Consider the following 16,400-nt stretch of genomic DNA (forward strand, 5'->3'; position numbering starts at 1 on the left):
GCGCGGGAAAGGTCAACAAACTGCACGAAAAATGCGTTCTTTGCGGGGTGGGGCTGCGGGGGCGGCGGTTGACGGCGCGCGCGGGCTCTGGCAGGGGAAGAGGCAACAGAGGAAACCTGAAAATGAACCTGTTTGCCGAGATGCGCGCGGGCGTGATCGCCGCGCTGGACCAGATGACCGCCGAGGGCACGCTGCCCGAAGGGCTCGACTTCGCTGCCGTGACGGTGGAGCCGCCGCGAGATGCCGCGCATGGCGACATGGCGACGAACGCCGCGATGGTGCTGGCAAAGGCCGCAGGCAAGAAGCCGCGCGAGATCGCCGATGCGCTGGCCGCGAAACTGGCTGCCGATCCGCGGGTGACGGCGGCCGAGGTCGCCGGGCCGGGCTTCCTGAACCTGCGTCTCGCGCCCGCCGTCTGGGCCGATGTCACGCGGGCCGTTCTGGCCGAGGGCACCGCCTATGGCCGTTCGGACCTCGGGCAGGGGATCAAGGTCAACGTCGAATTCGTCTCGGCGAACCCGACCGGGCCGATGCATGTGGGCCATACCCGCGGCGCGGTCTTCGGCGATGCGCTCGCGGCGCTGCTGGCCTTCGCGGGCTATGACGTGACGCGCGAATATTACATCAACGACGGCGGCGCGCAGGTGAACGTGCTCGCGCGCTCGGCCTTCGAGCGCTACCGCGAGGCGAACGGGCTCGAGCCCGAGATCCGCGAGGGGCTTTATCCGGGCGATTACCTGATCCCGGTCGGCGAGGCGCTGAAGGCCAAGTATGGCGACAGCCTGCTGAACAAGCCCGAGGAGGTCTGGCTCGCCGATGTGCGCGAATTCGCCACCGCCGAGATGATGGCGATGATCCGCGAGGATCTGGCGCTTCTGAACGTGAAGATGGATGTCTATTCTTCGGAAAAGGCGCTTTACGGCACCGGCAAGATCGAGGGCGCGCTGAAGCGGCTCGAGGATCTCGGGCTGATCTACGAGGGCGTGCTCGAACCGCCGAAGGGCAAGCTGCCCGAGGATTGGGAAGAGCGCGAGCAGACCCTCTTCCGTTCCACCCAGTTCGGCGATGACGTCGACCGGCCGGTGAAGAAGTCGGATGGCAGCTGGACCTATTTCGCCCCCGACATCGCCTATCACTGGACGAAGATCGAGCGCGGCTTCGAGCAGCTGATCGACGTCTTCGGCGCCGACCACGGCGGCTATGTGAAGCGGATGAAAGCGGCGGTCGCGGCGCTGAGCGAGAACAAGGTCTCGCTCGACATCAAGCTGATCCAGCTGGTGAAGCTGTTCAAGAACGGCGAGCCCTTCAAGATGTCGAAGCGCGCGGGCACCTTCGTCACCCTGCGCGACGTGGTCGAACAGGCCGGCGCCGACGTCACCCGCTTCCACATGCTGACCCGCAAGAACGACGCGGCGCTCGATTTCGACTTCGACAAGGTGCTCGAGCAGTCGAAGGATAACCCGGTCTTCTACGTGCAATATGCCCATGCCCGGGTCTCCTCGGTGCTGCGCAAGGCGCGCGAGCTGGGCTTTGACGTCTCGGATGCGGCGCTGGCTGCGGCGGACCTCTCGGGTAACACCCACGAGGCGGAGCTGGTGCTGGCGAAGAAGATCGCCGAATGGCCGCGTCTGGTCGAGATCGCGGCGCGCGCGAACGAGCCGCACCGCATCGCCTTCTACCTCTACGAGATCGCCTCGGACCTGCATGCGCTGTGGAATCGCGGCAATGACGAGACCTCGTTGCGCTTCGTGCAGGAGGGCGACGCCGCCGCCACATCGGCGAAAATCGCCCTTGCCCGGGCCTGTGCCGTTGTCATTTCGGCCGGTCTTGGTATTCTTGGCGTGACCCCGGCGGAAGAGATGCGCTGAAGCGCGCCGCGCCGGGAGAGGCAACATGCCGGGTAAACCGGCGGCGAGGCGAGCATGGCAAGCAATTACGACCGCGACAGCGGCGGATATGGCTATGAGGGCGGCGGGCACGAGCCCGGCGCCCCGCATGGCATTGCCGAGCCGGTCTCCCGCTGGGTGCAATATGCCGGTGCCGCGACCTCGATCGCGCTGATCCTCGGGGTCGTGGTCTGGGGCTACAGGCTGGCGGTGCGCGATGTCTCGGGGGTGCCGGTGATCCGGGCGCTCGAAGGCCCCGCCCGCATCGCGCCCGAGGATCCGGGCGGCGATCTGGCCCGCCATGTCGGTCTGTCGGTCAACGAGGTCGCGGGCACCGGCCTTGCCGCGCCCGCGCCCGAGCGCGTGGTGCTTGCCCCCGATCCGGAGCGTCTGACCGATGACGACGGCCCGATGTCGGCGCTGCGCCCGCTGCCCGATGTGACGCGGCCGGCGCGTGCCGCCGCGCCGGAAGAGCCGGTGCCGGCCGCCGCGCCGGTGGCCGAGCTGCCCGAGGGCAGCGCCGTCGCGATCGATGCCGAGGCGGTGCCCGATCCGGCCGCCGAGGCTGCGGAAGCGGATATCGTCGCGGGTGTCGCCGCGCCCGCTGCCGCGATCCCGCCTGCCGCCAAGCCCGCCGCCGCACCGGCCCCCGCCGCCAGTGCGGTGATCCCGCAGACGGTGCCCGGCGTCGCCCGGTCGCCGCGGCCGATGAAGCGCCCGGCGAAGGATCTTGTCGCCAGTGCGGTGGCGACTGACGCCTCGGGCAACCGCCCGACGGCGAAGCCCCGGGCGGTGACCGAGGTCGACCCGGCGAAGCTTGCCGAGGGCACGCGCGTGGTGCAGATCGGCGCCTTCGACAGCCCCGAGATCGCGCGCAAGGAATGGGACCGCATCGCCGCCCGCTTCGACCCGCTTCTGGATGGCAAGCAGCGCATCGTGCAGAAGGCGACCTCCGGCGGGCGCGATTTCTGGCGCCTGCGCGTCGCGGGCTTCGGCAATGTCGACGAGGCGCGCCGCTTCTGTGCGGCCCTCGTGGCCGAGGGTGCGAACTGCATCCCGACGCTGGCGCGCTGATGGCGAGCGGGGCGACGATCCTTGGCTGCGCCGGCGCGCAGCTTGACCGCGACGAGGCCGCCTTCTTCCGCGAGGCGGACCCGTGGGGCTTCATCCTCTTCGGCCGCAACGTCGAGACGCCCGAGCAGATCCGCCGCCTGACCGGCGATCTGCGCGCCGCTGTCGGCCGCGAGGCGCCGATCCTGATCGACCAGGAGGGCGGGCGGGTGCAGCGGCTGCGCGCGCCGCACTGGCGCGAATGGTTGCCGCCGCTCGATCAGGCCCTTGCCGCCGGTGCCGCGGCCCCGCGCAGCTTCTGGCTGCGGGCGCGGATCATGGCGGACGAGCTGCGCGCGCTTGGCATCGACGCGAATTGCGCGCCGACCTGCGATATCGCCGGCCCGCGCACGCACCCGTTCCTGCGCAACCGCTGCTTCGGCTCCGACCCCGCGACGGTGATCGCCAATGCCCGCGCGACCGCCGAGGGGTTCCTTGCCGGCGGTGTGCTGCCGGTGATGAAGCACATGCCGGGCCATGGCCGGGCCGAGGCGGACAGTCACCTGCATCTGCCGGTGGTCGACGCCCCTGCGGCCGAGCTGGCCGAGACCGATTTCGCGCCTTTCCGGGCGCTCGCCGACCTGCCGATGGGGATGACCGCCCATATCCGCTTCACCGCCCTCGACGACGCCCCGGCGACGCAATCGCCGCGGATGATCGGGCTCATTCGCGACGAGATCGGTTTCGACGGCCTCCTGATGACCGACGACATCGGCATGGAGGCGCTGGCGGGCAGCATGGGCGAGCGTGCCGCCGCCTCGATCGCGGCGGGTTGTGACCTCGTGCTGCACTGCAAGGGCGACCGGGCCGGGATGGAACCCGCGGTTGCCGCCGCCGGCCGGCTGTCGCCCGCCGCCGCCGCCCGCGCCGCGGCGGCGCTCGCCCGGCGCCTGCCGCCCGAGCCCGTTGACATCCGCGCCCTTGAAGCCGAGCTTGAGGCTTTGCTGGGCGGCACGGCACATGGCTGAGGATCCGATCCACCTGTTCGAGGCGACGAGCGTTTCCGAGCGGCTGGCCGCCGAGGCGCTGATCGTCGATGTCGACGGCTTCGAAGGGCCGCTCGACCTTCTCTTGATGCTTTCGCGCACGCAAAAGGTCGATCTGCGCAGGATCTCGGTCTTGCAGCTGGCCGAGCAATACCTGCGCTTCGTCGAGGAGGCGAAGGCGCTGCGGATCGAGCTTGCGGCCGATTATCTGGTGATGGCGGCCTGGCTCGCCTTCCTGAAATCGCGCCTGCTGCTGCCGCCCGACCCGACGGCCGACGGCCCCTCGGCCGAGGATCTTGCCGCGCACCTCGCCTTCCAGCTCGAACGCCTCTCGGCGATGCGCGAGGCGGCGGCGAAGCTGATGGCGCGCGATCAGCTCGGTCGCGACTTCTTCGCCCGCGGCGAGGAGGAAAGCGTCGAGCGGGTGCGACGCGTGACCTATACCGCCTCGCTTCTCGAGCTGATGCAGGCCTATGCCCGGATCCGCACCCGCGACGAGTTCCGCCCCTATGCCTTCGACCGCAAGGACCTGATGACGATGGAGCAGGCGCTCGAGCGGCTGCGCCCGATCCTTGGCGAGGTGGTGGACTGGACCGACCTCATGCACTATCTGCCCGAGGGATGGCAGCTTGACCCGAAGCGGCGCCGCACCGCCGCCGCCGCCACCTTCGCGGCCTCGCTCGAGCTGGCGAAACAGGGCCGGATCGAGATCCGTCAACGAGAGACCTTCGCGCCGATCTCGATCCGCGCAAGAACCACGCCGAGGCAGGGATGACCGGGACACCGCAGGAGAAATCGCTGTTCGAGGCGCCGCCGATCGCCGAGCAGGAACGGATGGTCGAGGCGATCCTCTTCGCCGCGCCCGACCCCGTGACCCTGCGCGAGATGGAGGCGCGGATGCCGCATGGCTGCGACGCGGCCGAGGCGCTCGCCTATCTGCGCCGCCGCTACGAGGGGCGGGGGGTGCGCGTGGTGAAGGTCGGCGACGCCTGGGCCTTCCGCACCGCGCCCGACCTCGGCTTCCTGATGCAGAAGGAGACGGTCGAGCAGAAGAAGCTCAGCCGCGCCGCGATCGAGACCCTCGCCATCGTCGCCTATCACCAGCCCGTCACCCGCGCCGAGATCGAGGAAATCCGCGGCGTGGCGGTGTCGCGCGGCACCATCGACCAGCTTCTGGAACTCGACTGGATCCGCTTCGGCCGGCGCCGGATGAGCCCGGGGCGGCCGGTGACCTTCGTGGTGACCGAGACCTTCCTCGACCATTTCGGCCTCGAAAGCGCGCGCGACCTGCCCGGGCTGAAGGAGCTGCGCGCGGCCGGGCTGCTTGACAGCCGGCCGATGCCGGGCACCGATGAGGAAGACGAGGAAATCACCGGCCAGACCGAACTCTTCGAGGAGGAGTGACGCGATGAACATGAACCAGCTGATCAACATGGTGATCCGGATGGTGATGCAGAAGCTGATGAATTTCGGCATCCGCAAGGGCACCCAGCTTGCCGCCGGCAAGGGCAAGCCCGCGGCCCGGATGACGCCGGCCGAGCGCAAGGCGGCGCAGGACATGCGCGCCGCGGTCAAGCGTGCCCGTCAGGCCGCGCGCATCACCCGCCGCATCCGCTGAGCCCAGGGCCCGGAAAAGCCCCGGCCCCCGGCTTCCAATTGCCCCAAATATCCCGGGGGTGAATTTTGCGCGCAGCGCAAAAGAGGATGAGACGCATTCGCGTCGAATGCGCCCCCCTTTCTCGTTTAGCCCAGTAACCGCGCCGTCATCTCGCTCAGATCCCGGCTCAGCCCCTCGACCGCCGCGATCCGTTCGAGCTCGGCGCGGATCTTCGCCTGCCGCCCCGCGTCATAGCGCGCGCGGGTCTCGAAGGCGGTCGACATCCGCGCCGCGGTCTGCGGGTTCACCGGATCGAGCCGGATCAGCCAGTCGGCATAGAAGCGATAGCCCGCGCCATCGGCGCGGTGGAAGCCCGCGTGGTTGGCCGACAGCCCGCCCATCAGCGCGCGGAAGCGGTTCGGGTTCTTCCAGGTGAAGAGCGGGTCCTCGGCCAGCCGCGCCGCGCGGTCGGCGGTCTCGGCGGGCGGGCAGAGCGCGAGCTGGGTGGTGAACCACTTGTCCATCACCAGCGCATTCTCCTGCCAGCGGGCGCGGAAGGTGGCAAGCGCCGCCTCGCCCTTGCCCTGCGCCACCAGAAGGCCAAGCGCGCCAAGGCTCTCGGTCATGTTGGTGGCGTTATCGAAGAGCGCCGCCGCCCGCGCGCCGCCATCGAGTGTGCCCAAGAGCGCCAGACAGGCCAGGCGCAGCGACCGCCGCCCGGCATCGGCTGCCTCGGGCCGGTAGGCGCCGGGCAGGGCGCAGGCGTCGAAGGTCGCGGCAAGCGTCGCCTCGTGACGCGCCGCCAGCGCCTGCATCAGCGCCTCGCGCGCGGCATGGATCGCGTCGGGGTCGGCGACCTTGCCGGACGCCGCGATCGCCTGGGCGATCTCGTCCTCTGTGGGCAGGCGCAGCACGAGGGCGCGGAAGGCCGGGTCGGCGGCCTCGTCGGCGATCAGCCCGCCCACGGCGTCGAGATATTCGACATCGGGCGCCGCACCCGTGGTCATCGCGATCAGCGTCTCGCGCGCCAGGCTGCGACCGGCCTCCCAGCGGTTGAACGGGTCGGTGTCGTTTGCGAGCAGGAAGGCCTGCTCGGCGGCCGAGGTCTGGCGCTCCAGCACGACGGGCGCCGAGAAGCCGCGCAGGATCGAGGGCACCGGCTTCGCCCCGAGCCCCTCGAAGGCAAAGCTCTGCCGCGCCTCGGTCATCTCGAGCACGCGGGTCGGCACCACCTCGTCGCCATTCGGGCCGATCAGCCCGACGGCAATCGGGATCAGCCGCGGCGGTTTCTCGGCCTGACCCGGGGTCGGCTTCGTGTCCTGCGTGAACTCGAGCGTGTAGGTGCCGTTCTCGAAGGTCTCGGTCACCGTCAGATGCGGCGTGCCGGCGTCGGTGTACCAGCGCTTGAACTGGCCCAGATCGCGGCCCGAGGCATCCTCGAACACCTTGATCCAGTCCTCGATGGTGCAGGCCTGGCCGTCGTGGCGCTCGAAATAGAGATCCATCGCCGCGCGGAACCCGTCAGGCCCCAGCAGAGTCTGCAGCATCCGCACCACCTCGGCGCCCTTTTCATAGACGGTCGAGGTGTAGAAGTTGTTGATCTCGCGGTAATGATCGGGGCGCGGCGGATGGGCGAGGGGGCCGGCATCCTCGCGGAACTGGCGCGCGCGCAGCGCGATCACGTCCTCGATCCGCTTCACCGCGCCAAGCCGCATGTCCGAGGTGAAGGACTGGTCGCGGAAGACGGTCAGCCCTTCCTTCAGGCACAGCTGGAACCAGTCGCGGCAGGTGATGCGGTCGCCGGTCCAGTTGTGGAAATACTCGTGGCCGATCACCCCCTCGATGCGCTCGTAATCGAGGTCGGTCGCGGTCTCGGGCGAGGCGAGGACGAGCTTGGAGTTGAAGATGTTCAGCCCCTTGTTCTCCATCGCGCCCATGTTGAAGTCATCGACCGCGACAAGGTTGAAGACGTCGAGGTCGTATTCGCGGCCGAACGCCTCCTCGTCCCATTTCATCGAGCGCTGGATCGCGCCAAGCGCATAGTCGGTGCGGTCTTCGTCGCCCGGGCGGACCCAGACGTTCAGATCGGCCTTGCGCCCCGACATCGTGGTGAAGGTGCCATGCGTCGCCACCAGCTCGCCCGCGACGAGGGCGAAAAGATAGGCGGGCTTCGGCCAGGGGTCATCCCACTCGGCCCAGCCCTTTCCCGCGCCGACCGGGTTGCCGTTCGACAGAAGCACCGGCGCATCCCCCTCGATCCGGACGTGGAAGCGCGCCATCACGTCGGGGCGGTCGGGGTAGAAGGTGATCTTGCGGAACCCCTCGGCCTCACATTGGGTGCAATACATGCCCTTCGACATGTAGAGCCCTTCGAGCGCGGTGTTCGCCTCGGGCGCGATCTCGACCTCGGTCTCGAGGGTGAAGGGGCCTTCAGGCAGGGCGGCGGGGTGGATGGTCAGGCCGGTCTCGGTGAGAAGGTAATCGGCGGGCGCGAGCGCCGCCCCGTCGAGCGCGAGCGAGATCAGCTTCAGCTCCTCGCCGTCGAGATGCAGCGGCGCCCCCGCCGCGCGCGGGGCCAGCGCCAGCCGCGCCGTGACCCGCGTCGCACGCGGCGCCAGCCGGAAGGTCAGCGAGACCGTGCTCAGGGTGAAGGGATAGGGGCGATAGTCGGAAAGATAGGTGGTGCCGTCCATGGAAAGTCTGCCTCCGCAATTGGCGCCAAAGCTAGGCCCCGGGGCCGGCAGGGGCAAGGGGGCGGGCGGCGGGGCGGGCGGTTGCCGCGCTGCCCGGCAATCCGGCACGATCCGGCCGAGCCTGTGCAGGGGGATCGGCCGGACCTCGCGGAAGCGCGGAGGTCACGGCATTTTCGCTGGACAGGGGGGCGGGGCGTGGCAAAAGGTGACGCGCAAAGAAGGAGGCCAGAATGACGGCACGGGTGGAACGCGAAGGGTTGCAGGTGGCGGCGGAGCTGGCCGCCTTCGTCGAGGAACGGGCGCTGCCCGGCACCGGGATCGATCCGGCGCGGTTCTGGGCGGGCTTCTCGGCGCTGCTGCACAAACTCGGCCCGAAGAACCGTGCGCTTCTGGACAAGCGCGAGGCGATCCAGTCGAAGATCGATGACTGGCATCTGCACCACCGTGGCAAGGGCCATGACGCGGTGGCCTATCGCGCCTTCCTCGAGGAAATCGGCTATATCGTGCCCGAGGGCGAGGATTTCGCCATCGAGACCGCGGCGACCGATCCGGAATTCGCCAGCATCTGCGGCCCGCAGCTGGTCGTGCCGATCACCAATGCGCGCTATGCGCTGAACGCGGCGAATGCGCGCTGGGGCTCGCTTTACGATGCGCTTTACGGCACCGATGCGCTCGGCGCGGCGCCGGTCGCCAAGGGCTATGATCCGGCGCGCGGCGCGCAGGTGATCGCCTGGGCGAAGGACTTCCTCGACCAGAGCTTCCCGCTGGTCGCCGGCAGCTGGGCCGCGGTCACGCGGCTCTGGGTCGAGGATGGCGGGCTGTTTGCCGAAACCTCGGAAGAGACCGGTCTGCGCGACCCGGCGCAATTCACGGGCTTTGCCGGCGAGGCGGGCGCGCCGGTCTCGGTGGTGCTCAAGCACAACGGGCTGCATGTCATCGTCGACATCGACCCCGCCCACCCGATCGGCAAGACCGATCCCGCCGGCATCTGCGACGTGCGGATGGAGGCGGCGATTTCCTCGATCATGGATTGCGAGGATTCGGTCGCCTGCGTCGATGCCGAGGACAAGGTGCTCGCCTATGCGAACTGGCTGGGCCTGATGCAGGGCACGCTGGCCGAGGAGGTGACGAAGGGGGCTGCCACCTTCACCCGGGCGCTGAACCCGGATCTGAGCTTCGTCGACCCGGACGGCATCGATTTCACGCTGAAGGGCCGGGCGCTGATGCTGGTGCGCAACGTGGGCCACCTGATGACCACCCCCGCGATCCTGACCCGTGACGGCACCGAGGCCTTCGAGGGGCTGATGGACGCGATGGTGACGGTTCTGTGCGCGATGCACGACCTGAAGAAGGAGACGGGGGCGCGCAACTCGGTCACCGGCTCGGTCTATGTGGTGAAGCCGAAGATGCACGGGCCCGAGGAAGTGGCCTTCGCCGCCGAGATCTTCGACCGGGTCGAGACGGTGCTGGGCCTGCCGCGTCACACCGTCAAGCTCGGCATCATGGACGAGGAGCGGCGCACCTCGGTCAACCTCAAGGAATGCATCCGCGCCGCGACGCATCGGGTGGCCTTCATCAACACCGGCTTCCTCGACCGCACCGGCGACGAGATCCACACCTCGATGGAGGCGGGGCCGATGCTGAGGAAGGGCGAGATGAAGTCTCAGCCCTGGATCCAGGCCTATGAGGACCGCAATGTCGATATCGGCCTGCGCTGCGGGCTCGCGGGCAAGGCGCAGATCGGCAAGGGGATGTGGGCGGCGCCCGACAAGATGGCCGACATGCTGGCGCAGAAGATCGGTCATCCGAGCGCCGGCGCGAATTGCGCCTGGGTGCCGTCGCCCACTGCCGCGACGCTGCACGCGACGCATTACCACCGCATCGACGTAATGGCGCGCCAGCGCGAGATTGCGGAGATGAACCGGCCCGGCCGGCTCGAGGATCTTCTGACGATCCCGCTGGCCGCCGGGCGGAACTATTCCGAGGCTGAGATCACCGACGAGATCGAGAACAACGCGCAGGGCATCCTTGGCTATGTCGTGCGCTGGGTCGATCAGGGGGTGGGCTGCTCGAAAGTGCCCGACATCCATGACGTCGGCCTGATGGAAGACCGCGCCACCTGCCGGATCTCCAGCCAGGCGCTGGCGAACTGGCTGCACCATGGCGTGGTCAGCGAGGGCCGGGTGATGGAGGCGCTGCGCAAGATGGCGGCGGTGGTCGACCGGCAGAACGCCGGCGATCCGGCCTATCGGCCGATGGCGCCGGGCTATGACGGGCTGGCCTTCCAGGCGGCCTGCGATCTCGTCTTCCTCGGTTCGGTGCAGCCCTCGGGCTATACCGAGCCGGTGCTGCACGCGCGCCGCGCCCAGGTGAAGGCGGGCGGCTGAGCCCCACGGAGGGAGAGGGGGCGCTGCCCCCTCGCCCCCGAGGTATTTCGGGCAAGGAGAAAGCAGGGGGCCGGTTTTTGCCCGGCAACGGGGCGGATTTCCCGGATGCACAGCCCCTGCGCGGTGATGCGTCTTTTCCGGCGCGGCGGGACCGACTAGCTTTTTCCGCGAAGGGAGTTTCATCATGACGAGACCAGTTGTCGGCATCATCGGCAATCGCGGCCTGCTCAACGGGCGCTATCCCGTGCACGAAGGCGGGCAGATGAACTCCTGCGCGGTGAGCCATGTGGCACAGTGCATCCCGCTGCTGATCCCGGCCGACCCGGCCTATCTGTCGGTCGAGGAGCTGCTCGAGGTCTGTGACGGATTCCTGCTCACCGGCGGGAGACCGAATGTGCACCCGAACGAATATGGCGAGGAGGCGACCGAGAAGCACGGCACCTTCGACCGCGCCCGCGATGCGATCACCCTGCCGCTGGTGCGCGCCTGCGTCGAGCGCGGCCAACCGTTCCTGGGTATCTGTCGCGGCTTTCAGGAGGTGAACGTCGCCTTGGGCGGCACGCTCTATCCCGAGATCCGCGAGCTGCCCGGGCGGATGAACCACCGGATGCCGCCCGAGGGCACGCTCGAGGAGGCCTTTGCGCTGCGCCACAGGGTGGAGCTGACACCGGGCGGGCGGTTTGCGCGGCTGTTCGGTGCGAGCGAGGTGATGACCAACACCCTGCACGGGCAGGGCATTGCCGAACCGGGGCCGCGGGTGGTGATCGAAGGGCGGGCCGAGGATGGCACGCCCGAGGCGATCTGGGTGCGCGATGCGCCGGGCTTCACCCTGGCGGTGCAATGGCATCCCGAATGGAACGCCGAGGCCGATCCGGTCTCGCGCCCGCTCTTCACTGCCTTCGGCGATGCGGTGCGGGAATGGGCGGCGGGCAAGGGGCAGGCGACGAAGGTCGCCTGAGCCCTAGAGGTATCTCGCCGCTTCCTTGCGTGCGAAGGGCTTGAGCATGTCGCCCTGCGCCGCGAGCCAGGCGCGCACGCAGGGCGCGTCGTGTTTCGCGAGTTCCCGCAGCCACCAGCCGATTGCCTTCTGGATGAACCAGTCGCGCTCGGGCGCCAGCCGCACAGCCCAGCCCTGCACCCGGTCGCGGATTGCGGCCTCTTCGGCGGTGGGGTGGTTCGACTTGGTGAAGGGCAGGGTGATGACCAGCGCCGCGCGGCGGGTCCACATGTTGGGGCTGTCGATCCAGCTCTCGACCCGGTCGAGCCGGGCGGGATCGGCGATCACGCGACGCGCCCCCGCGGCGCAGGCGGTGTCGGCCACCGCCCAGGCGTCGAACCCCTCGGCCCAGCCGGCGATCATCTCCCAGGCGGCCTCGTCTGGGCGCATCCGGGCCTGGGTCAGCAGCTTCGCCGCGGCGATCATCGCCTCGTGGATGTTGCTGTCCCACAGCCCCTGGGCGAGGGCGAGGCGTTCGTCGAGTGTCGCCTGCGCCCGCCACAGCCGCGCGCAATCCTCGATCAGCGGCACCGGCACGCCCAGATAGCGGCGCTCCGCCTTGTGATAGGCCGCGGCGCCCTCTGCGCGGCTGGCATCGCCGCAGGCCTCGAGTGCCGCGATCGCATCCGCGACACCGGGCGGCGGGCCGAGGTCTTCGGCCGCCTCCGGCTCGGCGTATTGCTCATAGGCGGCGTCCGAGGCGGCATAGGCCGCAGCCTCGGCGGCAAGCTGCGCCTCCTCGGCGGTCATCTCGCGCTCGGGCCCCTGACGGATCAGTTTCGGCTTGCGGCTGCGCCCCATCACTCCACCGTCACGGATTTCGCCAGGTTGCGCGGCTGGTCGACATCCGTGCCCTTGGCGATGGCGGTGTGATAGGCCAGCAGCTGCGCCGGCAGCGCATAGAGGATCGGCGCGAAGGGCTCGGCCACGGCGGGCATCTTCAGCGTCGCCCAGGTGCCCTCGGCCGCCTCGGCGATGCCCTTCGCATCCGAGATCAGCAGCACCATGCCGTGGCGCGCCATCACCTCCTGCATGTTCGACACGGTCTTGTCGAAGAGCCGGTCATGCGGCGCCATCACGATCACCGGCACCATCCGGTCGATGAGCGCGATCGGGCCGTGCTTGAGCTCGCCCGAGGCATAGCCCTCGGCGTGGATATAGCTGATTTCCTTGAGCTTCAGCGCGCCTTCGAGGGCCAGCGGGAACATCGGGCCGCGACCGAGGAACAGGATGTCCTGCGCCTCGGCCAGCCGCTCGGCGAGCTTCACGATCGGCTCGGAGGTCGCCAGTGCGGCGTTCATCAGACCGGGCAGCGACCGCAGCGCCTCCAGATGCGCGGCCAGCGCCTCGGGCCCGATCCGACCGCGGTCGACGCCCGCCTTCAGCGCCATCACCGCCAGCACCAGCAGCTGACAGGTGAAGGCCTTGGTCGAGGCGACGCCCACTTCGACGCCGGCCAGGATCGGCAGCGCCACATCGCATTCGCGCGCGATCGAGGAGGTGGCGACATTCACCACGGCGACGGTCTTGCGCACCTTCTCGGCGCAATAGCGCAGCGCGGCGAGGGTGTCGGCGGTCTCGCCCGACTGGCTGACGAAGACGGCGAAGCTGTTTTCCGGCAGCGGCGGCTCGCGATAGCGGAACTCGGACGCCACGTCGATCTCGCAGGGCAGGCCGGCGAGGCTCTCGAACCAGTATTTCGCCACCGTGCAGGCATAGAAGGCGGTGCCGCAGGCGACGAGGGTCAGCCGGTCGAGCCCGGTGAAATCGAGCGTTTCCGGCAGGTTGACGGCACTTTCGCCCAGATAGTGGCGCAGCGCATCGCCGAGCACCACCGGCTGTTCGGCGATTTCCTTCGCCATGAAATGCTTGTAGCCGCCCTTTTCGACGCGGGTGGCGCCAAGGTCGATGCGGGTCTCGTCGCGGTTCGCGCGGCGGCCCTCGGCGTCAAAGATCTCGGCGCCCTTGCGAGTGACGAAGGCATAATCGCCCTCGGCCAGATAGGTGATGCGGTCGGTGAGCGGGGCGAGCGCGATCGCGTCCGAGCCGACGAACATCTCGCCGTCGCCATGGCCGATGGCGAGCGGCGAGCCCTTGCGCGCGGCGATCAGCAGGTCGTCCTCGCCCTCGAAGATCCACAGCAGCGCGAAGGCGCCCTCGAGCTTCTTCAGCGTCGCGACGGCGGCCTCGCGCGGGGGCAGGCCGCGGTCGATGAACATCCGGGTGATGAGCGCGACGGTCTCGGTGTCGGTCTGGGTTTCGGCGGTCAGGCCGGCGGCGGCGGCTTCCTCGCGCAGGTCGCGGAAGTTCTCGATGATGCCGTTGTGGACCACCGCAACCGGGCCTGAGCGGTGCGGGTGGGCATTGCCCACCGTTGCCGCGCCATGCGTCGCCCAGCGGGTGTGGCCGATGCCGGCCTTGCCCGCGAGCGGTTCGTGCACCAGCAGGTCGGAGAGGTTCACCAGCTTGCCCACGGCGCGGCGCCGGTCGAGCCGGCCGGCGTTCACCGTGGCGATGCCCGCCGAGTCATAGCCGCGATATTCCAGCCGCTTGAGGCTTTCCACCAGCAGCGGCGCCACTTCGTGACTGCCAAGAACACCAATGATCCCGCACATTTACGCGCCTTTCTTCAGGCTGGCTTTTTGCGCCCGGAGGCGCTCGAACAATTTCGTCGCAAGGCCCGGTTTCGACACCTGCTTGGCGCGGCCAAGGGCCAGCGCGCCCGGGGCCACGTCATTGGTGATGACCGAGCCCGAGGCGGTCAAGGCGCCGTCACCCACCGTCACCGGGGCGACCAGCATCGTGTCGGAGCCGATGAAGACATTCGCGCCAATGGTGGTGCGGTGCTTGAACACGCCGTCGTAATTGCAGGTCACGGTGCCCGCGCCGATGTTGGTGCCCTCGCCGATGTCGGCGTCGCCCAGATAGGTCAGGTGGCCGACCTTCACCCCCTCGCCGAGGATCGAGTTCTTCACCTCGACGAAGTTGCCGACATGCACATCCTCGGCCAGTTCCGCGCCGGGGCGCAGCCGCGCGAAGGGGCCGATGGTGGCGCCGCGCGAGATGTGGCAGCCCTCGAGATGGCAGAAGGCCTCGATCGTGGCGCCGCTCTCGATGGTGACGCCGGGGCCGAAGACGATGTTCGGGCCCAGCACCACGTCGCGGCCGATATAGGTATCAAGCGCGAACCAGACCGTCGCCGGATCACTCATGGTGACGCCGTTTTCCTGCGCCTCGGCGCGCATCCGGGCCTGGAAGAGCGCCTCGGCGCGCGCGAGTTCGGCGCGGGTGTTGATGCCCAGCGTCTCGGCCTCGGGGCAGGTCACGACCTCGGCCGAAAGCCCCTCGGCACGCGCCGCGGCGACGACATCGGTCAGGTAGTATTCGCCCGCCGCATTGTCATTGCCGAGCCCCGCGACAAGGCGGGCCAGCACCGCGGCGTCACAGGCGAGAACCCCCGAGTTGCACAGGGTGATCGCCCGTTCGGCCTCGGTCGCGTCCTTGAACTCGACGATCCGCTCGAGCGTCGCACCCTGCGCCACCAGCCGGCCATAGCGCCCGGGATCGGCCGCCTCGAAGCCCAGCACGGTGACATCGGCGGGGCTCGCGGCCAGCGCCTCGAGCGTCTCGGGGCGGATGAAGGGGGTGTCGCCGTAAAGCACGATCACCCGGCCCTCGAAGCCTGCCAGCGCGGGCAGGGCCTGCGCCACGGCGTGGCCGGTGCCCAGCTGCTCTTCCTGCAGCACGACCTCGGCCTCGGGGTCGAGCTTGGCCACCGCCTTCGTCACCGCCTCGGCGCCATGGCCCGCGACGACGATCACCCGCTCGGGTTCGAGTGCGCGGCCCGCGGCCAGCGCATGGGCGACCAGCGGCGCCGCGCCCAGCCGGTGCAGCACCTTCGGCAGGTCGGAATTCATGCGGGTGCCCTGTCCCGCGGCGAGAACGATCAGCGCAATGGCCATGAGAGTGCCTTTTCTTCTGCTCGTCCCCGTTTTACCCATAGCTTGCCCCGCCGCAAGTCCGTGCTCTTCACGCTCTCTTTCGCGGTGTTACGAGAAGGAGGCTGGAATGCGCACGGTGGTTTTCGATCTCGACGGCACGCTGGCCGACACCTCGGCCGACCTGATCGCCGCGGCGAATGCCTGCTTTCGCGCCCGCGGGCTGGGCGATCTGCTCGATCCGGGCGCCGATGCGCTGACCGCCTTTCACGGCGGGCGGGCGATGCTGCGGCTTGGCTATGGCCGGATCGGCCACCCCGAGGCCGAGGCCCTGACCGAGGCCGATTATGCGCCGCTTCTGGCCCATTACGGCGCGAATATCTGCGAAAGCACCCGCCTTTACCCGGGCGCCGCCGAGGCGGTCGAGGCGCTGCGCAGCGCGGGGTTCGCCACCGCGATCTGCACCAACAAGCCCGAGGGGCTGGCCCGGCGGCTTGTCGCCGATCTGGGGATTGCGGGGCTCTTCGATGCGCTGATCGGCGCCGATACGCTGCCGGTGCGCAAGCCCGACCCCGCGCCCTATGCCGCGGCCGTCGCTGGCGCCGGGGGCAGCGTGGCGCGGTCGCTGCTTGTCGGCGACACCGCGACTGACCGCGAGACCGCGCGCGCCGCGGGGGTGCCCTGCGTGCTGGTCACCTTCGGCCCCGAGGGGACGGGGATCGCCCGGCTTGCGCCCGAGGCGCTCCTTGACTATTACCGCGATCTTCCTGCGCTCAGCGCGCGTTTGATAGTCTGAACGAGTTTTC

At 69.3% G+C, this 16,400-nt stretch carries 13 protein-coding genes; 9 read left to right on the plus strand and 4 right to left on the minus strand.

The window, feature by feature from the left end:
- Positions 1 to 122: 122 nt before the first annotated feature.
- From argS to AC0QTQ_RS07940, 6 genes are read left to right on the plus strand one after another with little or no spacing between them, the layout of a single operon-like run.
- Entirely contained in the window at positions 123 to 1,868 is a 1,746-nt protein-coding gene (gene argS / locus AC0QTQ_RS07915) for an arginine--tRNA ligase (protein ID WP_480258990.1), read from the plus strand.
- 54 nt (positions 1,869 to 1,922) lie between these two features.
- Positions 1,923 to 2,960, plus strand: coding sequence for an SPOR domain-containing protein (locus AC0QTQ_RS07920; RefSeq protein WP_480258991.1), 1,038 nt, complete (start codon positions 1,923 to 1,925; stop codon positions 2,958 to 2,960).
- Positions 2,960 to 3,964 carry a beta-N-acetylhexosaminidase gene (nagZ, locus tag AC0QTQ_RS07925; protein ID WP_480258992.1) on the plus strand — a complete coding sequence of 335 codons (1,005 nt, stop codon included), beginning with the start codon at positions 2,960 to 2,962 and terminating at the stop codon, positions 3,962 to 3,964. Before AC0QTQ_RS07920 ends, nagZ begins: the two co-directional genes overlap by 1 nt.
- Entirely contained in the window at positions 3,957 to 4,757 is an 801-nt protein-coding gene (locus tag AC0QTQ_RS07930; protein WP_121531323.1) for a segregation and condensation protein A, read from the plus strand. Before nagZ ends, AC0QTQ_RS07930 begins: the two co-directional genes overlap by 8 nt.
- On the plus strand, positions 4,754 to 5,386 hold the full coding sequence (gene scpB / locus AC0QTQ_RS07935; protein WP_480258993.1) for an SMC-Scp complex subunit ScpB: 633 nt from the start codon (positions 4,754 to 4,756) through the stop codon (positions 5,384 to 5,386). Before AC0QTQ_RS07930 ends, scpB begins: the two co-directional genes overlap by 4 nt.
- 4 nt (positions 5,387 to 5,390) lie before the next feature.
- Complete coding sequence (locus AC0QTQ_RS07940; protein WP_121531319.1) at positions 5,391 to 5,600, plus strand: hypothetical protein; 210 nt, start codon at positions 5,391 to 5,393, stop codon at positions 5,598 to 5,600.
- 125 nt (positions 5,601 to 5,725) lie between these two features.
- Here AC0QTQ_RS07940 and pepN read toward each other — a convergent pair whose 3' ends face one another.
- A complete protein-coding gene (gene pepN, locus AC0QTQ_RS07945; RefSeq protein ID WP_480258994.1) occupies positions 5,726 to 8,272 on the minus strand; it encodes an aminopeptidase N in 2,547 nt (848 codons plus the stop codon).
- Positions 8,273 to 8,502: 230 nt separating this feature from the next.
- Here pepN and AC0QTQ_RS07950 point away from each other — a divergent pair, with 230 nt between their 5' ends.
- A complete protein-coding gene (locus AC0QTQ_RS07950; protein WP_480258995.1) occupies positions 8,503 to 10,659 on the plus strand; it encodes a malate synthase G in 2,157 nt (718 codons plus the stop codon).
- Between the two features lie 184 nt (positions 10,660 to 10,843).
- Positions 10,844 to 11,617, plus strand: a complete 774-nt coding sequence (locus AC0QTQ_RS07955) for a gamma-glutamyl-gamma-aminobutyrate hydrolase family protein (protein WP_480258996.1) — start codon at positions 10,844 to 10,846, stop codon at positions 11,615 to 11,617.
- 3 nt (positions 11,618 to 11,620) lie between these two features.
- On the opposite strand, the gene AC0QTQ_RS07960 is transcribed toward AC0QTQ_RS07955, so the two are convergent.
- From AC0QTQ_RS07960 to glmU, 3 genes are read right to left on the minus strand one after another with little or no spacing between them, the layout of a single operon-like run.
- Positions 11,621 to 12,457, minus strand: a complete 837-nt coding sequence (locus tag AC0QTQ_RS07960) for a DNA alkylation repair protein (RefSeq protein ID WP_480258997.1) — start codon at positions 12,455 to 12,457, stop codon at positions 11,621 to 11,623.
- Positions 12,457 to 14,271 (minus strand): glutamine--fructose-6-phosphate transaminase (isomerizing), encoded by a 1,815-nt coding sequence (gene glmS / locus AC0QTQ_RS07965; RefSeq protein ID WP_480258998.1) that lies wholly within the window; start codon positions 14,269 to 14,271, stop codon positions 12,457 to 12,459. Before glmS ends, AC0QTQ_RS07960 begins: the two co-directional genes overlap by 1 nt.
- Positions 14,272 to 15,618, minus strand: coding sequence for a bifunctional UDP-N-acetylglucosamine diphosphorylase/glucosamine-1-phosphate N-acetyltransferase GlmU (glmU, locus tag AC0QTQ_RS07970; RefSeq protein ID WP_480258999.1), 1,347 nt, complete (start codon positions 15,616 to 15,618; stop codon positions 14,272 to 14,274).
- Between the two features lie 106 nt (positions 15,619 to 15,724).
- On the opposite strand from glmU, the gene AC0QTQ_RS07975 reads away from it, so the two are divergent.
- Complete coding sequence (locus AC0QTQ_RS07975) at positions 15,725 to 16,390, plus strand: HAD-IA family hydrolase (RefSeq protein ID WP_480259000.1); 666 nt, start codon at positions 15,725 to 15,727, stop codon at positions 16,388 to 16,390.
- Positions 16,391 to 16,400 lie beyond the last annotated feature (10 nt).

It is taken from the genome of Paenirhodobacter sp. YD-8 (assembly GCF_056590935.1).

Bases quoted from the DNA above. Each gene is read 5' to 3' on its own strand.
- argS (WP_480258990.1), top strand. From the start codon at position 123: ATGAACCTGTTTGCCGAGATGCGCGCGGGCGTGATCGCCGCGCTGGAC.
- AC0QTQ_RS07920 (WP_480258991.1), top strand. From the start codon at position 1,923: ATGGCAAGCAATTACGACCGCGACAGCGGCGGATATGGCTATGAGGGC.
- nagZ (WP_480258992.1), top strand. From the start codon at position 2,960: ATGGCGAGCGGGGCGACGATCCTTGGCTGCGCCGGCGCGCAGCTTGAC.
- AC0QTQ_RS07930 (WP_121531323.1), top strand. From the start codon at position 3,957: ATGGCTGAGGATCCGATCCACCTGTTCGAGGCGACGAGCGTTTCCGAG.
- scpB (WP_480258993.1), top strand. From the start codon at position 4,754: ATGACCGGGACACCGCAGGAGAAATCGCTGTTCGAGGCGCCGCCGATC.
- AC0QTQ_RS07940 (WP_121531319.1), top strand. From the start codon at position 5,391: ATGAACATGAACCAGCTGATCAACATGGTGATCCGGATGGTGATGCAG.
- pepN (WP_480258994.1), bottom strand. From the start codon at position 8,272: ATGGACGGCACCACCTATCTTTCCGACTATCGCCCCTATCCCTTCACC.
- AC0QTQ_RS07950 (WP_480258995.1), top strand. From the start codon at position 8,503: ATGACGGCACGGGTGGAACGCGAAGGGTTGCAGGTGGCGGCGGAGCTG.
- AC0QTQ_RS07955 (WP_480258996.1), top strand. From the start codon at position 10,844: ATGACGAGACCAGTTGTCGGCATCATCGGCAATCGCGGCCTGCTCAAC.
- AC0QTQ_RS07960 (WP_480258997.1), bottom strand. From the start codon at position 12,457: ATGGGGCGCAGCCGCAAGCCGAAACTGATCCGTCAGGGGCCCGAGCGC.
- glmS (WP_480258998.1), bottom strand. From the start codon at position 14,271: ATGTGCGGGATCATTGGTGTTCTTGGCAGTCACGAAGTGGCGCCGCTG.
- glmU (WP_480258999.1), bottom strand. From the start codon at position 15,618: ATGGCCATTGCGCTGATCGTTCTCGCCGCGGGACAGGGCACCCGCATG.
- AC0QTQ_RS07975 (WP_480259000.1), top strand. From the start codon at position 15,725: ATGCGCACGGTGGTTTTCGATCTCGACGGCACGCTGGCCGACACCTCG.